This window comes from Mycobacterium sp. TH-M116 (assembly GCF_057473685.1).
The window spans coordinates 1-15,740 of record NZ_JBYCLC010000318.1 but is presented as its reverse complement, the minus strand read 5'-3'; the positions used below and the strand labels follow the sequence as shown (position 1 = coordinate 15,740).

General features: G+C 66.6%; 15 protein-coding genes, 2 tRNA genes and 1 pseudogene. 14 read left to right on the top strand and 4 right to left on the bottom strand.

The genetic code is table 11. The features are described from left to right. Positions 1 to 545, bottom strand: a 545-nt coding sequence (locus AC2VOK_RS16555; protein ID WP_486944296.1) for a gluzincin family metallopeptidase, incomplete at its 3' end; no start/stop codon positions are given. Positions 546 to 650: 105 nt separating this feature from the next. On the opposite strand from AC2VOK_RS16555, the gene AC2VOK_RS16550 reads away from it, so the two are divergent. The 3 genes from AC2VOK_RS16550 to AC2VOK_RS16540 are packed head-to-tail and all read left to right on the top strand — an operon-like array spanning position 651 to position 2,612. After that, the gene (locus AC2VOK_RS16550; protein ID WP_428901450.1) at positions 651 to 1,274 is read left to right on the top strand and encodes a mycothiol-dependent nitroreductase Rv2466c family protein; all 624 of its coding nucleotides are present in this window, start codon (positions 651 to 653) and stop codon (positions 1,272 to 1,274) included. A 42-nt stretch (positions 1,275 to 1,316) separates the two neighbouring features. Then, complete coding sequence (locus tag AC2VOK_RS16545) at positions 1,317 to 1,796, top strand: ribose-5-phosphate isomerase (protein ID WP_428901449.1); 480 nt, start codon at positions 1,317 to 1,319, stop codon at positions 1,794 to 1,796. A gap of 3 nt (positions 1,797 to 1,799) precedes the next feature. Further along, entirely contained in the window at positions 1,800 to 2,612 is an 813-nt protein-coding gene (locus AC2VOK_RS16540) for an Fpg/Nei family DNA glycosylase (RefSeq protein ID WP_428901448.1), read from the top strand. A 194-nt stretch (positions 2,613 to 2,806) separates the two neighbouring features. Here AC2VOK_RS16540 and AC2VOK_RS16535 read toward each other — a convergent pair whose 3' ends face one another. Next, positions 2,807 to 4,036: an IS4 family transposase gene (locus AC2VOK_RS16535; protein ID WP_428901447.1), complete on the bottom strand. Its 1,230-nt coding sequence runs from the start codon at positions 4,034 to 4,036 to the stop codon at positions 2,807 to 2,809. Between the two features lie 76 nt (positions 4,037 to 4,112). Between AC2VOK_RS16535 and AC2VOK_RS16530 the strand changes: the two genes are divergently transcribed. Beyond that, positions 4,113 to 4,481 carry an Mtp family mycobacterial-type pilin gene (locus tag AC2VOK_RS16530; protein WP_486944295.1) on the top strand — a complete coding sequence of 123 codons (369 nt, stop codon included), beginning with the start codon at positions 4,113 to 4,115 and terminating at the stop codon, positions 4,479 to 4,481. A gap of 118 nt (positions 4,482 to 4,599) precedes the next feature. Here AC2VOK_RS16530 and AC2VOK_RS16525 read toward each other — a convergent pair whose 3' ends face one another. Both AC2VOK_RS16525 and AC2VOK_RS16520 read right to left on the bottom strand, forming a co-directional pair. Then, the gene (locus tag AC2VOK_RS16525) at positions 4,600 to 5,805 is read right to left on the bottom strand and encodes a serine hydrolase domain-containing protein (RefSeq protein WP_428901446.1); all 1,206 of its coding nucleotides are present in this window, start codon (positions 5,803 to 5,805) and stop codon (positions 4,600 to 4,602) included. A 32-nt stretch (positions 5,806 to 5,837) separates the two neighbouring features. Continuing rightward, a tRNA-Gly gene (locus tag AC2VOK_RS16520) sits at positions 5,838 to 5,908 on the bottom strand. 132 nt (positions 5,909 to 6,040) lie between these two features. On the opposite strand from AC2VOK_RS16520, the gene AC2VOK_RS16515 reads away from it, so the two are divergent. From AC2VOK_RS16515 to AC2VOK_RS16470, 10 genes and pseudogenes are all read left to right on the top strand, one after another. Then, a tRNA-Pro gene (locus AC2VOK_RS16515) sits at positions 6,041 to 6,117 on the top strand. Positions 6,118 to 6,213: 96 nt separating this feature from the next. Then, complete coding sequence (gene tig, locus AC2VOK_RS16510) at positions 6,214 to 7,641, top strand: trigger factor (protein ID WP_428901445.1); 1,428 nt, start codon at positions 6,214 to 6,216, stop codon at positions 7,639 to 7,641. Positions 7,642 to 7,769: 128 nt separating this feature from the next. After that, positions 7,770 to 8,354, top strand: a complete 585-nt coding sequence (gene clpP1 / locus AC2VOK_RS16505) for an ATP-dependent CLP protease proteolytic subunit ClpP1 (protein ID WP_428901452.1) — start codon at positions 7,770 to 7,772, stop codon at positions 8,352 to 8,354. Continuing rightward, on the top strand, positions 8,351 to 8,986 hold the full coding sequence (gene clpP2 / locus AC2VOK_RS16500; protein WP_421530251.1) for an ATP-dependent CLP protease proteolytic subunit ClpP2: 636 nt from the start codon (positions 8,351 to 8,353) through the stop codon (positions 8,984 to 8,986). Before clpP1 ends, clpP2 begins: the two co-directional genes overlap by 4 nt. Positions 8,987 to 9,406: 420 nt before the next feature. Then, on the top strand, positions 9,407 to 10,687 hold the full coding sequence (gene clpX / locus AC2VOK_RS16495) for an ATP-dependent Clp protease ATP-binding subunit ClpX (RefSeq protein WP_428901444.1): 1,281 nt from the start codon (positions 9,407 to 9,409) through the stop codon (positions 10,685 to 10,687). 73 nt (positions 10,688 to 10,760) lie between these two features. Continuing rightward, on the top strand, positions 10,761 to 12,038 hold the full coding sequence (locus tag AC2VOK_RS16490) for an MFS transporter (protein WP_428901443.1): 1,278 nt from the start codon (positions 10,761 to 10,763) through the stop codon (positions 12,036 to 12,038). A 242-nt stretch (positions 12,039 to 12,280) separates the two neighbouring features. Continuing rightward, on the top strand, positions 12,281 to 14,242 hold the full coding sequence (locus AC2VOK_RS16485) for a 2-oxoacid:acceptor oxidoreductase subunit alpha (protein WP_428901451.1): 1,962 nt from the start codon (positions 12,281 to 12,283) through the stop codon (positions 14,240 to 14,242). Further along, positions 14,239 to 14,331, top strand: a pseudogene (locus tag AC2VOK_RS16480) (sirohydrochlorin chelatase); the annotation flags it as partial. The gene AC2VOK_RS16485 and the pseudogene AC2VOK_RS16480, both read left to right, overlap by 4 nt. Before the next feature lie 4 nt (positions 14,332 to 14,335). Further along, on the top strand, positions 14,336 to 15,427 hold the full coding sequence (locus AC2VOK_RS16475) for a 2-oxoacid:ferredoxin oxidoreductase subunit beta (protein WP_428901442.1): 1,092 nt from the start codon (positions 14,336 to 14,338) through the stop codon (positions 15,425 to 15,427). A gap of 14 nt (positions 15,428 to 15,441) precedes the next feature. Continuing rightward, on the top strand, positions 15,442 to 15,740 hold a 299-nt coding region (locus tag AC2VOK_RS16470; RefSeq protein ID WP_428901441.1), incomplete at its 3' end, for an NTP transferase domain-containing protein.

The following is a 15,740-nucleotide window of genomic DNA, read 5'->3' as shown; positions in this document are numbered from 1 at the left end:
GTGTGCACCCCGGCCCCGCCCGCCTCCGCGACGGACACGGTCGCACCGTTGGAGACGACCTTCCAGTGCTTGGGTGCGGTCACTTTCAGGTCGAAGGTGGCCTTGAGGTCCGGCTGGTCGAAGCAGGCGAACATGCGCTTGGCATCGGCGGTTTCGAATTGCGAATACAGGTAGGTCTCGTCGTCCACCGGGTCGACGAACCGGTGCAGTCCCTCGCCGGTGTTGGAGTAGCGGCAGTCGGCGTCGACGACGACGACGTTGCGGTCGGACAGCCCGCGCAGCGGAATGCCGGTCGATTCGTCGTAGCCCGACACGTCGAGGTCGCGACCGTTGAGGGTGGCGCTGCGGATCGTGTCGGCGGCGATGTCGAGGACGGAGTCGGCGCCGGCGAGCGCGTCGAACACCACGGTGGTGGTGGACCGGAAAGTCCGGTTGCCGGGCGCGCCGGAGCCGTCGGTGAGGTCGAGGCTGATCTGGTAGCTGTCGACGGTGATCAGCGCGGCACGTTCGGCCGCCTGGTCCCGAGTGAGATTAGGAAGGGCCACGTGACCAACTTACGTGCAGGACGGGACGGGAACACACCCACGGCGCTACGGTTGAGCGGGACGGTGGCCGCCAGCGTCATCAGCTTTCGAGGAGAGGACTGCGCCATGCCCGCCGAGGTCCCCGTCAAATCTCAGGCTGAGTTCTGGTTCGACCCGCTGTGCCCGTGGGCATGGCTCACCTCCCGGTGGATCCTCGAGGTCGAGAAGGTTCGCGACATCACCGTGAGCTTCCGCGTGATGAGCCTGGCGATCCTCAACGAGAACCGCGACGACCTTCCCGAGAAGTATCGCGAGAACATGAACAAGGCGTGGGGACCGGTTCGGGTGGCGATCGCCGCGGCGCAGGCCCACGGCGACGGCGTCCTGGGCCCCCTCTACACCGCGATGGGCACCAGGATTCACAACGAGGACAACAAGGACCTTCCCGAGGTCATCAAGGCGTCGCTCGCCGACGCGGGCCTGCCGGCCGAGCTCGCCGAGGCCGCGGACAGTGACGCCTACGACGACGCCCTGCGCACGAGCCACCACGCCGGGATGGATGCGGTCGGTGACGACGTCGGCACGCCGACCATCCACGTCAACGGGGTGGCGTTCTTCGGGCCGGTGCTCTCGAGAATTCCGCGCGGCGAGGAGGCCGGCAAGCTGTGGGACGCCTCGGTGACCTTCGCGTCCTACCCGCACTTCTTCGAACTCAAGCGGACCCGTACCGAGAAACCGGAATTCGACTAGCCCCCCGGACAGGGGGCGACCGGGTCCGGCACAATGTCGGGCATGCGCGTCTACCTGGGTTCCGACCATGCCGGATTCGAGCTCAAGCAGCGGATGATCGAGCACCTCGCGCAAGCGGGCCACGAGCCGATCGACTGCGGGGCCTACAGCTATGACGCCGAGGACGACTACCCGGCGTTCTGTATCGCCGCCGCAACGCGAACGGTCGCCGACCCCGAGAGCCTGGGGATCGTCCTGGGGGGATCCGGCAACGGCGAGCAGATGGCCGCGAACAAGGTGCCCGGCGCCCGCTGCGCGCTGGCGTGGAACGTCGAAATCGCCAAGCTGGCGCGCGAACACAACAATGCGCAGTTGATCGGCATCGGCGGTCGCATGCACACCGAGGAGGAGGCGCTGGCCATGGTGGACGCCTTCCTGGACACCCCGTGGTCGAAAGCCGAACGCCACCAACGGCGTATCGACATTCTGAGCGAGTACGAACGCACGCATAAGGCGCCGCCGGTGCCCGGTGCTCCGGGCTGAGGCATGCCCGAAGGGCATACCCTGCACCGGCTGGCCCGGCTGCATCAGCGGCGTTTCGGCGGGTCGCCGGTCGCGGTGTCGAGCCCGCAAGGTCGCTTCGCCGATTCGGCGGCCCTAGTACACGGCCGGGTGTTGCGCCGGGCCGACGCCTGGGGCAAGCACCTTTTCCACCACTACACCGGCGGCCCGATCGTGCATGTACATCTCGGCCTGTACGGCACGTTCACCGAATGGCCGATTCCCTCGGGTCCCGACGGCGCGTTACCGGAAGTGGTCGGACAGGTGCGGATGCGCATGGTGGGCGCCGACTACGGGACCGACCTACGCGGCCCGACGGTGTGCGAGGTCATCGACGAAGCCCGGGTGAGTGACATCCTGGCCCGGCTGGGCCCCGACCCGTTGCGGAGCGACGCCGACCCGTCGTGGGCGTGGGGCCGAATCACGAAGTCGCGCAGGCCCGTCGGGGCGCTGCTGATGGACCAGACCGTCATCGCCGGTGTCGGCAACGTCTACCGCAGCGAGTTGTTGTTCCGCCACCGCATCGACCCGTACCGGCCCGGCCGGGCAATCGGCGAGGCGGAGTTCGAGGCGGCGTGGACCGATCTGGTGGACTTGATGAAGGTCGGTTTGCGTCGCGGCAAGATCATCACGGTGTCGGCCGAGCACGACCACGGTCCGCCGTCATACCTGCCCGGTCGGCCGCGGACGTACGTGTACCGGCGGGCCGGCGAGCTGTGCCGGGTGTGCGGTGAGCCGATCAGCATGGCGGTACTAGAAGGCCGGAACATGTTCTGGTGTGCGACCTGCCAGCAGTGACGCGACGCGAGGGCCGACGCGACTGGCAGGAAACCCGCAGAAGCGAACGCTGGGGCCTCTTGTTGGAGCCGAGCCCTCCGGTTGAACGCGAAACCGTTTATTTAAGAATAGAAGATCGGTCGGCGCAGGATCGTTCGTGGACGTCGGGCGGGACCAGTTCGCCGAGGATCGCGGCGGTGCCGGTGTGGTCGGCGTCATCGCGAGGTCTCGGGAGGAAAACCCAGGTGGCTGGTGTTCGTTCGGCGAGCGGCCCGGAGGGATCGGGCGGATGACAGTCCGTCCGGGCCCTGCCCGTAATCGGTTGCCGCCGAGTACATCAGCCAGCGGATCGCGTAGTGCACGCACAGGTGGCCATAGACTTCCTGGATCACCCCGTCGGGCAACTTGGAGCGCAGCACCAGCCCTGGGCCGCGCTGATGGGTTTTCAGCTCGTCGAAGGCGGTTTCGATCTCCCAGGGCTCGGCGTCGAGCCGGGCGAGTTCGGAGGCCGGCGCCGCGAAGGGATCGGTGATGGTGGTGATCAGCCGGCAGGTGCGGTTCGCGGTTTCGGGGCCAGGGTCGAGGGTGTACTCGACGACTCGCACGTCGATGCCGTCGGTGCCGTTGCGCCGCGCTGTGGTCCCCGGATAGATACGGGAAGCGAAAGAGCCGTCGCGGTAACACTTTTCGACAGGTAGCACGACGGCGCTGGACGTGATCCGCCACAGCAGGTCCGCACCGGTGCCGGCCGCTTTGGCCCACAGCGGGTAGCTGAAGAAGCCGCCATCAGCCGACACCAGCATGCCCGGCCGCAGCGACCGCAGTACCTGCTCGGCCAGTGCCTGTTCGCCCTGCCGGTAGGAACCGACCGCGGCATCGAGGATCGCCTTCGACCCGCGCTCGGCCAATCCCAGCACCCGCACCTGCGGGAACGCGCCGCCACGGCGCTCCCCGCGCGAGGAACCCGGCCGGCCGAACCGCGCCTCGTTGGCCTCGGTGTCGGCGGTGTCCAGACACATCCCGTCCACGCTCATCAACCGCCACGACCGATAGAAACCACCGGCGGTGTGCGGAGCGGTCAACGGCACCACCGCCTTGTCGAACAGTGCCCGCAGCGGCTCGGGCCCCAGTCGCTTGCGCGCCTGGAACAACGCCGCCTTGGTCGGCACCGACCATTGCTGTGACCAACCCGAAGCCCACGAATGCCCCGCGACCAGCATGCGAATCACCTCCTCATAGGAGGACGTCGAAAACAACGCCAGGCCGAGCACGTAGTAGACCACCACCCGCGCAGGTAACAATCGGTGCCGCTTCTCGCCGCGGCCGCACTCAGCAAGCACTTCATCGATCATCTCGGGCGGAAACACCCTGGTCAACATGCCCAGTGAGAGGTAATCGGACAAGCGGTGATCACGCTCCGGCTTGACCCACCCAGCCCGTGGCACGCCGCCAGAATAACCGATGTGTCATCTTAAGTAAACGGTTTGTGTTTAACGCGGCCTTGTTAGGGTATCCGTCGACATGTTGAAAAAATTTCCACGAATGGCCGCAACGATTTTCGCGGCCCTCATCGGCCTCGGCCTCGCAGAAGTGGGAGGCGCGGTGCAGGCGCAGGCGCAGCCCGGGCCTTTCCCACGGTGGTGCCCAGGAGAATCCTGGAATCCGGGCTGGGGCGATAACTGGGACTCCGGGCATTGTCACGACAACTGGGGCGGACCCGGTAATCGGGGCGGACCCGGTTGGCCGGGCGGCCCAGGTGGACCGGGCGGCCCCGGTGGGCCGGGTGGTTTCGGTGGGCCGGGTGGTTTCGGTGGGCCGGGTGGACCGCCTGGTCCCGGTGGCCCGGGTGGACCGCCTGGTCCCGGTGGCCCCGGATGGAGCCTCCCGTGACCCTGCCGCTAACCCTGCGGCGCTGACCGCCAACGATCGATATCCGAAAAACCGCACCCTGCCGAGGACGGTCTGGCCCAAAGACGTTCTGGCCCAAAGACGGTCTGGCAGGGTGCGGTTATCGTGCAGTCCGCTCGATAACCCCCAGCGTCGCGTACACCTCGTTGCTGAGGGACACGCTGCGCGGATCGGCGTTGGCCTTCGTGGCGTCGAAGCGGTTCATCACATAGGCGTAGCCGATTCGGTGCTCCAGGTCGACGAACCCGAACGACCCGCCCAGCCCGCCATGACCGAAGATCCCCGGGTTCGGCCCGTTGACGCGGCGTTGGTTGAGCATGTAGCCCAGGCCCCACCCGTGGTCGGCGACGCGGGGGCCGAGCACCAGATCGGTCTCGGTGCCGCCCTGGCACACCCGGACCACATCCATGTGCTCGCGACTGAGTATCTTCTCCTGGGCCAGCGCGTTGTAGAACGTCGCCAGCCCCAGTGCCGACACCTGGCCGTTGGTGCCGGGGAACTCCAGCTGACGCCACAGCTGCAGGTCGTGGGAGCTCAGTTCGTCGTCGGGGGCGAAACCCATCGAGATCGACAGCCCTGCCTTGGGGTGTTCGGCAAGGCTGGTGGGGTAGCCAGGGGCCTGGGCGTCGGCCAACAGGTCGCGGGCGTGTGGCTTCTGGACGCGATCGGCGCACCGGCGCTGGTCGGCCGCGGACAGGCCGATGTGGACGTCGGCGCCGAACGGCTCGGCGATCTCGGTGCGCAGGTACTGGCCGATGGTGCGGCCGGTGACCCGGCGGAACACCTCGCCGAGGATGAAACCGAAGGTGGTCATGTGGTAGCCCTGGGCGGTGCCCGGCTCCCACCAGGGTTCGGCGGCGGCCAGTTGCGCGCAGACGTGATCCCAGTCGGCGACTTCCTCCCAGCCCATCCGGTTGCGCGGCCCGATCACCCCGGAGCGGTGGCTCATCACCATCGCCAGCGTGATGTCCTGCTTGCCGGCCTGACCGAACTCGGGCCAGTAGCGCGCCACCGGGGCCTGCAGGTCCAGCTCGCCCCGGTCGGCGAGTTGGTGAACGCAGGTCGCCGACAGGCCCTTGGTGCCCGACAGGACAGTGGTCAGGGTGTCCTGACGCCAGGGTCGGGTTCCGGCCGCGTCGGCCGAGCCGCCCCAGAGATTGACGACCAAGTCGCCGTCCACCCAAGCTGCGACGGCGGCACCGACTTCGTTGCGCAACGCGAAGTTGCACGCGAACGCTTCGCGCACCCGGACAAAGTCCGGCGCGCAGAAGCCGTGGATGGCAGTGTCTGTTCCGGCGTCGTTCATGGCGCCTCTCTGGTGAGCAGATCCCCAGCCCGAGCGGGCGACGGGAATCGAACCCGCGTAGCTAGTTTGGAAGACTAGGGCTCTACCATTGAGCTACGCCCGCATGTTTTAGTCGAGCGAGACTGTATCCGCCCGCCGAGATCTAATCTAATCGACGCGGTTTTGTGATGGTTCCGTGAGGCTGTGGGCGGCTGCGCAGCCGGCACGGTCGGGCCGTAGGATCGCCTGGTCAGTGCGGGGTGTAGCGCAGCTTGGTAGCGCATCCGCTTTGGGAGCGGAAGGCCGCAGGTTCAAATCCTGTCACCCCGACCAGCGCGACCGGCCCCGTGCCGCAGCTGCGCCGGCACGCCGACCCACAACAGCGAGCCACCAACAGCGAGCCAGAGACAAACACCGAGGAGCATGCCCGTGAAGAGCAGCGTCGAGCAGTTGAGCCCCACCCGGGTGCGCATCAACGTGCAGGTGCCTTTCGCAGAACTCGAACCCGACTTCCAGCGGGCTTACAAGGAGCTGGCCAAGCAGATAAGGCTGCCCGGCTTCCGGCCCGGCAAGGCTCCGGCGAAGTTGCTGGAGGCGCGCGTCGGCCGGGAGGCGATGCTCGATCAGGTTGTCAACGAGGCGCTGCCCGCCCGGTACGGACAGGCCGTCATGGAGTCGGATGTCCAGCCGATCGGCCAGCCTGAGATCGAGGTCACCAGCAAGGAATACGGCCAGGATCTCGCCTTCTCCGCCGAGGTCGACGTCCGCCCCCAGATCGTCCTTCCCGATCTGAGCGCGCTGACGGTCTCAGTGGACCCGGTCGAGATCAGCGACGACGACGTCGACGCCGAACTGCAGTCATTGCGCGCCCGGTTCGGCACCCTCATCGGGGTGGACCGGCCGGTGGCCACGGGCGACTTCGTCTCGATCGACCTGTCGGCCGCCGTCGACGGCGAAGAGGTCCCGAACGCCGCCGCCGAGGGCCTCTCCCACGAGGTCGGTTCGGGCCGGCTCATCGCCGGCCTCGATGACGCACTGCTCGGTCTGTCCGTCGACGAGTCCCGGGAGTTCACCGCCACGCTGGCCGCCGGCGAACACGCCGGTCAGGACGCTCAGGTCACCGTCACGGTCAGGTCGGTCAAAGAACGCGAATTGCCCGAGCCCGACGACGAGTTCGCGCAACTGGCCAGCGAGTTCGACACCATCGAGGAGCTGCGTTCGAATCTGCGCGAGCAGGTGCAGCGGGCCAAGCGGGCCCGGCAAGCCGAGCAGATTCGCGACGCCACCATGGATGCGCTCCTCGAGCAGGTCGAGGTGCCTCTGCCGGAGGCGGTCGTGCAGTCCCAGTACGAGAGCGCCGTGCACAACGCGCTCAGCAGCCTCGGCCACGACGACGCCAAGCTCGCCGAGGCGCTCGCCCAGCAGGGCAAGTCGCGCGAGGAGTTCGAGGCCGAGGCCCGCGAGGCCGCGGAAAAGGATGTCAAGCGGCAGCTGCTGCTGGACGCGCTGGCCGATGACCTGCAGATCGAGGTGGGCCAGGACGACCTGACCGAACGGCTGGTCGCCACGTCTCGCCAGTACGGCATCGAGCCGCAGCAGCTGCTCGCCTACATGCAGGAGAACAACCAGCTACCGTCGATGTTCGCCGACGTGCGGCGCGGTCTGGCGGTTGCCGCGGTGGTCGAGGCCGCGACGGTCACCGACACCGACGGGAACACGATCGACACCGGCGAGTTCTTCGGCAAGCGCCCGCAGGCCGGCGAGGCCGGGGCTGCAGGGGATGCCGGGGCTGCAGGGGATGCCGGGGACTCAAGTCCGGAAACCGAGCCGGCGATCGCAGCCGACACGCAGGAATGACCCGGCCTATGACGCTCTGAGCGAACGTGCCCGGTTGAGGGCGGGCACGACCGCCACGCGGTGGGCTCGGTTGGTTAGTGTCGGTTGATACGTAACTCGAGAAAGCAGGTAACCCAGTCGTGACTGACATGCGTTCGAACTCGCAGGGTCTCAACCTTACGGACTCGGTCTATGAGCGCTTGCTGTCCGAGCGCATCATTTTCCTGGGTTCAGAGGTGAACGACGACATCGCCAATCGACTGTGCGCGCAGATCCTGCTGCTCTCGGCCGAGGACGCGACGAAGGACATCTCGCTGTACATCAACTCCCCGGGCGGATCGATCAGCGCGGGGATGGCGATCTACGACACCATGGTCCTGGCGCCTTGTGACATCGCGACCTACGCGATGGGCATGGCCGCCTCGATGGGCGAGTTCCTGTTGGCGGCCGGCACCAAGGGCAAGCGCTATGCGCTTCCGCACGCGCGCATCCTCATGCATCAGCCGCTGGGCGGGGTGACCGGTAGCGCGGCCGACATCGCCATCCAGGCCGAGCAGTTCGCCGTCATCAAGAAGGAGATGTTTCGGTTGAACGCCGAGTTCACCGGGCAGCCGATCGAGCGGATCGAGGCGGACTCCGACCGGGACCGTTGGTTCACCGCCGCCGAAGCCCTCGAATACGGTTTCGTCGATCACATCATCACCCGCGCCCACGTCAACGGAGAAGCCCAGTGAACCCTCAGACCCAACCCCAGGCGCGGTACATCCTGCCGTCATTCATCGAGCACTCCAGCTTCGGCGTCAAGGAGTCCAACCCCTACAACAAGCTGTTCGAGGAACGCATCATCTTCCTCGGCGTCCAGGTCGACGACGCCTCGGCCAACGACATCATGGCGCAGCTGCTGGTGCTGGAGTCGCTGGATCCCGACCGCGACATCACCATGTACATCAACTCGCCCGGCGGGGGATTCACCTCGCTGATGGCGATCTACGACACCATGCAATACGTGCGTGCCGACATTCAGACGGTGTGCCTGGGTCAGGCCGCATCGGCCGCGGCGGTGTTGCTGGCCGCAGGAACACCCGGCAAGCGGATGGCGCTGCCCAACGCTCGGGTGCTGATCCACCAGCCGTCACTGTCGGGCGTCATCCAGGGCCAGTTCTCCGATCTGGAGATTCAGGCCGCAGAAATCGAACGCATGCGCACGCTGATGGAGACCACGCTGGCCCGCCACACCGGTAAGGACCCCGCGGTGATCCGCAAGGACACCGACCGGGACAAGATCCTGACCGCCGAAGAGGCCAAGGACTACGGGATCATCGACACCGTTCTCGAGTACCGGAAGCTCTCCGCGCAAAATTCCTGACCGTGTCGGCGGTGACCCGCCGCGCGTGTAGTCCCCGCGGATGCACCGAACGTGCACTGACGGCGAGTTTCCGGGCGCCTTCTCGTCGTGAGACCACGCTCGGCGCGAGCGCAGCGTTCAGATTTTGTGCGGCCAACCTCCGCAGGGCAGCTGCGGGGAGGTGGCTACCCGGACCCAGGGTCGGTCTCGCGCTGAGGCTCGGTCGGGTAACGACCGCGACACGCCACGACATATGCCGCGCGTCTGGGCGAGCGACGGGCATCGTCGGCCTATATGTTGCTTCCAGACGGACACGACATGAATACCACTGAGGCGATTCGGTGCTAATTGTCGCGGCAGGCCCGAGCGAGCGGGTAGCGTCGGGGATTACCACACGGGACAGCAAGACGAACAGCGATCAGGAAGTAGGCCCTTAGCACCATGGCGCGCATCGGAGATGGCGGCGACCTGCTCAAGTGCTCGTTCTGCGGGAAGAGCCAAAAACAGGTCAAAAAACTCATTGCTGGTCCCGGTGTGTACATCTGCGATGAATGCATCGATCTGTGTAACGAGATCATCGAAGAGGAGCTGGCCGACGCCGACGACGTCAAGCTCGACGAACTGCCCAAGCCGGCCGAGATCCGCGACTTCCTCGAGGGATACGTCGTCGGGCAGGACGCTGCCAAGCGGACGCTGGCCGTTGCGGTCTACAACCACTACAAGCGAATCCAGGCCGGCGAGAAGAACCGCGATTCCCGGTCGGAGCCGGTCGAGTTGACCAAGTCCAACATCTTGATGCTGGGGCCCACCGGCTGCGGCAAGACCTATCTGGCCCAGACGTTGGCCAAGATGCTCAACGTCCCGTTCGCCATCGCCGATGCCACCGCGCTGACCGAGGCCGGCTACGTCGGCGAGGACGTGGAGAACATCCTGCTCAAGCTGATCCAGGCCGCCGATTACGACGTCAAGCGCGCCGAGACCGGCATCATCTACATCGACGAGGTGGACAAGATCGCCCGCAAGAGCGAAAACCCGTCGATCACCCGCGACGTCTCCGGCGAGGGCGTGCAGCAGGCGTTGTTGAAAATCCTGGAGGGCACCCAGGCGTCGGTGCCTCCGCAGGGTGGTCGTAAGCACCCGCATCAGGAGTTCATCCAGATCGACACCACCAACGTGCTGTTCATCGTTGCGGGTGCGTTCGCGGGGCTGGAGAAGATCATCTATGAGCGCGTCGGCAAGCGTGGTCTGGGCTTCGGCGCCGAGGTCCGCTCCAAGGCCGAGATCGACACCACCGACCACTTCGCCGACGTGATGCCCGAGGACTTGATCAAGTTCGGCCTGATCCCGGAGTTCATCGGGCGGCTGCCGGTGGTTGCCTCGGTGACCAACCTGGACCGCGAATCGTTGGTCAAGATCCTCTCGGAGCCGAAGAACGCGCTGGTCAAGCAGTACACGCGGCTCTTCGAGATGGACAACGTCGAGCTGGAACTCACCGACGACGCGCTGGAAGCCATCGCCGACCAGGCGATCCACCGCGGCACCGGCGCCCGAGGGCTGCGGGCCATCATGGAAGAAGTCCTGCTGCCGGTCATGTACGACATCCCCAGTCGCGACGACGTCGCCAAGGTCGTGGTGACCAAGGAGACCGTGCAGGACAACGTGCTGCCGACGATCGTGCCGCGCAAGCCGCCGCGCAGTGAGCGCCGCGACAAGAGCGCCTGATCTCGACTGTCACTCGCGGACGGGCGGGGGTGCCCGCGGGGGTGCCCGCGCATTTGTGAGGTCCTGAGCGCACGTGCCCGACCACGGTGAGGCGGTCCCGCGCTCGCAGGCGCGCGCACTGGATCTGCTGAACTTCCTGCTCGCCGACGTTCGCGACGGCCTGGGTCCCTACCTGTCGATCTATCTGTTGCTGACCCATCACTGGGACCAGGCGTCGATCGGACTGGTCATGGCGGTGGGAGGTATCGCGGGGATCGTCACCCAGGCTCCGGCCGGCGCCTGGGTGGACAGAACGACGGCCAAGCGGGCGCTGCTCGTCAGCGGCGCCGTGACGATCACCGCGGGATCGTTGGCGATGCCGTTTTTCCCGGACTTGTCCACGATCTCTCTGCTGCAGGCGCTCACCGGGATCGCCGGGTCGATCTTCGCGCCGGCGCTGGCAGCGGTCACCCTGGGCATGGTCGGCCCGCGCTTGTTCGCCCGGCGTATCGGACGCAACGAGTCCTTCAACCATGGCGGAAACGCTTCGGCCGCAGCCATTACCGGCGCACTGGCTTACTTCTTCGGACCGGCCGCGGCTTTCTGGGTGCTCGCCACGATGGCCGTCGGAAGCGTGGCGGCCACCCTACGGATCCCGGGCGACGCGATCGACCACGACGTCGCGCGGGGCATGGACCACGCGCGCGGCGAGCCGCACCCGCACCCGTCCGCGATGGGCGTACTGCTGCACAACCGCAGGCTGATGATCTTCGCCGCGACGGTCGTCGCCTTCCACTTCGCCAACGCCGCCATGCTGCCTCTGGTCGGGCAGCTACTGGCGCTGAACAACAAAGATGTGGGGACGGCACTGATGGCGGTCTGCATCGTGGCCGCGCAGGTCGTCATGGTTCCGGTGGCCTACCTGGCGGGCGCGAGGGCCGATTCGTGGGGGCGCAAGCCGATCTTCCTGGCAGGCTTCGCAGTCCTGGCCGTCCGCGGCTTTCTCTACACGTTGTCGGACAACTCCTATTGGCTGGTCGGCGTGCAATTGTTCGATGGTGTGGGAGCCGGCGTGTTCGGTGCGCTGTTGCCCCTCGTCGTCCAGGACGTGACGCACGGGACCGGACGGTTCAACGTCAGCCTGGGCGCGGTGACGGCCGCGACGGGCATCGGGGCCTCGGTGTCGAATCTTGCCGCGGGCGCGATCGTGGTGGCGGCCGGTTACCAAGCGGCCTTCGCCACCCTCGGGGCTCTGGCTGCGGTCGGTTTTGTGGTGTATTTCGTCGCAATGCCGGAAACGGCGCCCGCCGATTCGGGCGCCCTGGATACGGTGTTTCGAACCGGTGCGCGCGGCTTCAGGCGCCCGACGTGACCAATCCCACATTTTTTGTGACGGCGCCCCCGCGAACCCCGCTGACTACCGCCTTTGGTGGGCTTTTCGGGAAAAATCCGCGACGTGGGTGCCGTCGAACACGGTCATGTGGCCCGAATTCCGGTGCCATAATCGGTACTACGAGTGACGTAATCGCGCGAGGACGCGTTAACTGCTCCGACTGCGCGTAGCCTATGGCTTCGGCGGAGTGCCTGTCCGGTTAACAAATGGGAGGCGTCGAGGTGGATCCCAACGGCAGTGGAGCCGGATCAGACTCCCATGGCCCGCCGTCTGAGGCGGGGAGCGACCGCCAGCGTCTGGAGCAAGTGGTCATTCGATTCGCCGGTGACTCTGGCGACGGTATGCAACTGACCGGCGACCGGTTCACCTCGGAGGCCGCGCTTTTCGGCAACGACCTGGCCACCCAACCCAACTATCCCGCCGAGATCCGGGCTCCGGCAGGCACGCTGCCCGGGGTTTCTTCCTTCCAGATCCAGATCGCCGATCACGACATTCTGACCGCCGGTGACCGGCCCGACGTCCTGGTCGCGATGAACCCCGCTGCACTCAAGGCCAACATCGGCGACCTCCCGCGTGGCGGCATGGTGATCGCCAACACCGACGAGTTCACCAAACGCAACCTGACCAAGGTGGGCTACGTCAGCAATCCGCTCGAGTCCGGCGAGTTGTCCGACTACGTGGTGCACTCCGTTGCGATGACGACGCTCACGCTCGGTGCCGTCGAAACGATCGGCGCATCCAAGAAGGACGGGCAGCGCGCCAAGAACATGTTCGCGCTGGGCCTTTTGTCGTGGATGTACGGGCGACCGATCCAGGCCAGCGAGAACTTCATCCGGGAGAAATTCGTCCGCAAGCCCGATGTCGCGGAGGCGAACGTGCTGGCCCTGAAGGCGGGCTGGAACTACGGCGAGACGACCGAGGCCTTCGGCACCACCTACGAGGTTTCGCGGGCGACCCTGCCGGCGGGCGAATACCGCCAGATATCGGGCAATACCGCGCTTGCCTATGGCATCGTCACCGCGGGACGTTTGGCCGACATTCCCGTCGTGCTCGGCAGCTACCCGATCACGCCGGCGTCGGACATCCTGCACGAGCTGTCCAGGCACAAGAACTTCAATGTCATCACCTTCCAGGCCGAAGACGAGATCGGCGGCATCTGCGCGGCGATCGGCGCCGCCTACGGTGGAGCGCTCGGAGTCACCAGCACATCCGGACCGGGCATCTCGCTGAAGTCGGAGGCGCTGGGCCTCGCCGTGATGACCGAACTCCCGTTGATCGTCATCGACGTTCAGCGGGGTGGTCCCTCCACCGGCCTGCCGACCAAGACCGAGCAGGCCGACCTGCTGCAGGCGTTGTACGGCCGCAACGGGGAGTCGCCGGTGGCGGTGCTTGCCCCCCGGACTCCGTCAGACTGCTTCGCGACCGCGCTGGAGGCGGTGCGCATTGCGGTTTCGTACCACACGCCGGTGATCGTGCTCTCCGACGGCGCGATCGCCAACGGTTCGGAACCGTGGCGTATTCCGGACGTCGAGCAGCTGCCACCCATCTCGCACGCCTACGCCAAGGCCGGCGAACCCTTTCAGCCCTACGCTCGCGACCCTGAGACGCTGGCTCGCCAGTTCGCCATTCCCGGCACCCCCGGTCTGGAGCACCGCATCGGTGGTCTGGAGGGGGCGAACGGTTCCGGCGACATCTCCTACGAGCCGGTCAACCATGACCTGATGGTCCGGTTGCGGCAGGCCAAGATCGACGGGATTGCCGTGCCCGACCTCGAAGTCGACGATCCCACCGGCGACGCAGAGTTGCTGCTGATCGGGTGGGGCAGTTCCTACGGCCCGATCGGGGAAGCTTGCCGACGGGCGCGGCGCCGGGGCGTCAAGGTCGCCCACGCGCACCTGCGGCACCTCAGCCCGTTCCCGGCGAACCTGGGTGAGGTGCTGCGGCATTACCCGAAGGTGGTGGCGCCGGAAATGAATCTGGGCCAGCTGGCGTTGGTGCTACGTGGCAAGTATCTGGTGGACGTGCAGTCGGTCACCAAGGTTCAGGGAGTCGCGTTCCTGGCCGACGAGGTGAGTCGACTCATCAACGCTGCGCTGGGCGGAACCTTGGCCGAAATCGAGCAAGACAAGTCGATGGTCGCCCGGATGTCGGCAGCGACGGTCGGGGCGGGAGTGAGCGTATGACATGCGCGGCGACGATGCAGAGCGAAGCGATGACGATGCAGAGCGAAGCGATGAGGTGGGGGCACCGCCCGCTTGCGGGGGAGAGTGGCGCTCGTGACTGACGTCATCAACAATCTGGCAGGCACGGACCTCGGGGTGACTCCGAGGCCGACCAAGAACACGGGCGTGCCCACCACTGATCAACCGCAAAAAGCCAAGGAATACACCAGCGATCAGGAAGTCCGGTGGTGTCCGGGCTGTGGTGACTACGTCATCCTCAACACCATCCGCAACTTCCTGCCCGACCTGGGTCTGCGCCGCGAGAACATCGTGTTCATCAGCGGCATCGGCTGCTCCAGCCGTTTCCCGTACTATCTGGAAACCTACGGCTTTCACTCGATTCACGGGCGTGCGCCGGCCATCGCGACAGGTCTGGCGATCGCCCGCGAGGACCTGTCGGTGTGGGTGGTCACCGGTGACGGTGATGCATTGTCGATCGGCGGGAACCACCTGATCCATGCGCTGCGCCGCAACGTCAACATCACCATTCTGCTGTTCAACAACCGGATCTACGGGCTGACGAAGGGTCAGTATTCGCCCACCTCCGAGATCGGCAAGGTCACCAAATCGACACCGATGGGATCGCTGGACCAGCCGTTCAACCCGGTATCCCTGGCGCTGGGCGCCGAGGCGACCTTCGTCGGTCGCGCGCTGGACTCCGACCGCGCCGGGCTGACCGAGGTGCTGCGCGCCGCCGCCGAGCATCGCGGCGCCGCCGTGGTCGAAATCCTGCAGGACTGTCCGATCTTCAACGACGGTTCGTTCGACGCGCTGCGCAAGGAGGGCGCCGAGGAGCGGGTGATCAACGTCCGCCATGGCGAGCCGATCGTGTTCGGCGCCAACGGCGAATACTGCGCGGTGAGGTCTGGATTCGGTCTCGACGTCGCCAAGACCGCCGATGTGGCGGCCGAGGAGATCGTCGTGCACGACGCGCACGCCGACGACTCCGCGTACGCTTTCGCGCTGTCGCGGCTGTCCGACCAGAACCTCGACCACACCGTGCTGGGCATCTTCCGCGACGTCAGCCGGCCCACCTACGACGACGCGGCACGCTCGCAGGTCCGCGCCGCCCAGGATGCGACCGCGACCGACCTCGCCGCGCTGCAGTCGCTGCTGCGCGGGCGCGACACCTGGACCGTCGACTAGAGGTGGCAGAGAAGATGCCGCACACAGTGTCGCTGGCCGGAGTGGTACTCGCCGGCGGGGCATCGCAGCGCATGGGTCGCGACAAGGCCAATCTGCCCGTCCCAGGGCCCGCGGGGTTATCCGGTGCGCCCACCATGATCGAGCACGTGGTCGGTGTCATCGGAGAGCGCTGCGAGCCGGTTTTCGTCATGGCCGCGCAGGGGCAGCCGCTGCCCGGGCTGCAGGCTCGCATCGTGCGCGACGAACTCCGCGGTCTGGGACCACTGCCGGCGACCGCTCGCGGACTGCGCGCGGCGGCGGATGCGGGCGCCCG

What these genes read in the sequence shown, in the direction of transcription:
- AC2VOK_RS16550 (WP_428901450.1), top strand. Translation starts at nt 651, where the DNA reads ATGCCCGCCGAGGTCCCCGTCAAATCTCAGGCTGAGTTCTGGTTCGAC.
- clpP1 (WP_428901452.1), top strand. Translation starts at nt 7,770, where the DNA reads ATGCGTTCGAACTCGCAGGGTCTCAACCTTACGGACTCGGTCTATGAG.
- AC2VOK_RS16540 (WP_428901448.1), top strand. Translation starts at nt 1,800, where the DNA reads ATGCCCGAAGGGCATACCCTGCACCGGCTGGCCCGGCTGCATCAGCGG.
- AC2VOK_RS16525 (WP_428901446.1), bottom strand. Translation starts at nt 5,805, where the DNA reads ATGAACGACGCCGGAACAGACACTGCCATCCACGGCTTCTGCGCGCCG.
- clpX (WP_428901444.1), top strand. Translation starts at nt 9,407, where the DNA reads ATGGCGCGCATCGGAGATGGCGGCGACCTGCTCAAGTGCTCGTTCTGC.
- AC2VOK_RS16545 (WP_428901449.1), top strand. Translation starts at nt 1,317, where the DNA reads ATGCGCGTCTACCTGGGTTCCGACCATGCCGGATTCGAGCTCAAGCAG.
- AC2VOK_RS16530 (WP_486944295.1), top strand. Translation starts at nt 4,113, where the DNA reads ATGTTGAAAAAATTTCCACGAATGGCCGCAACGATTTTCGCGGCCCTC.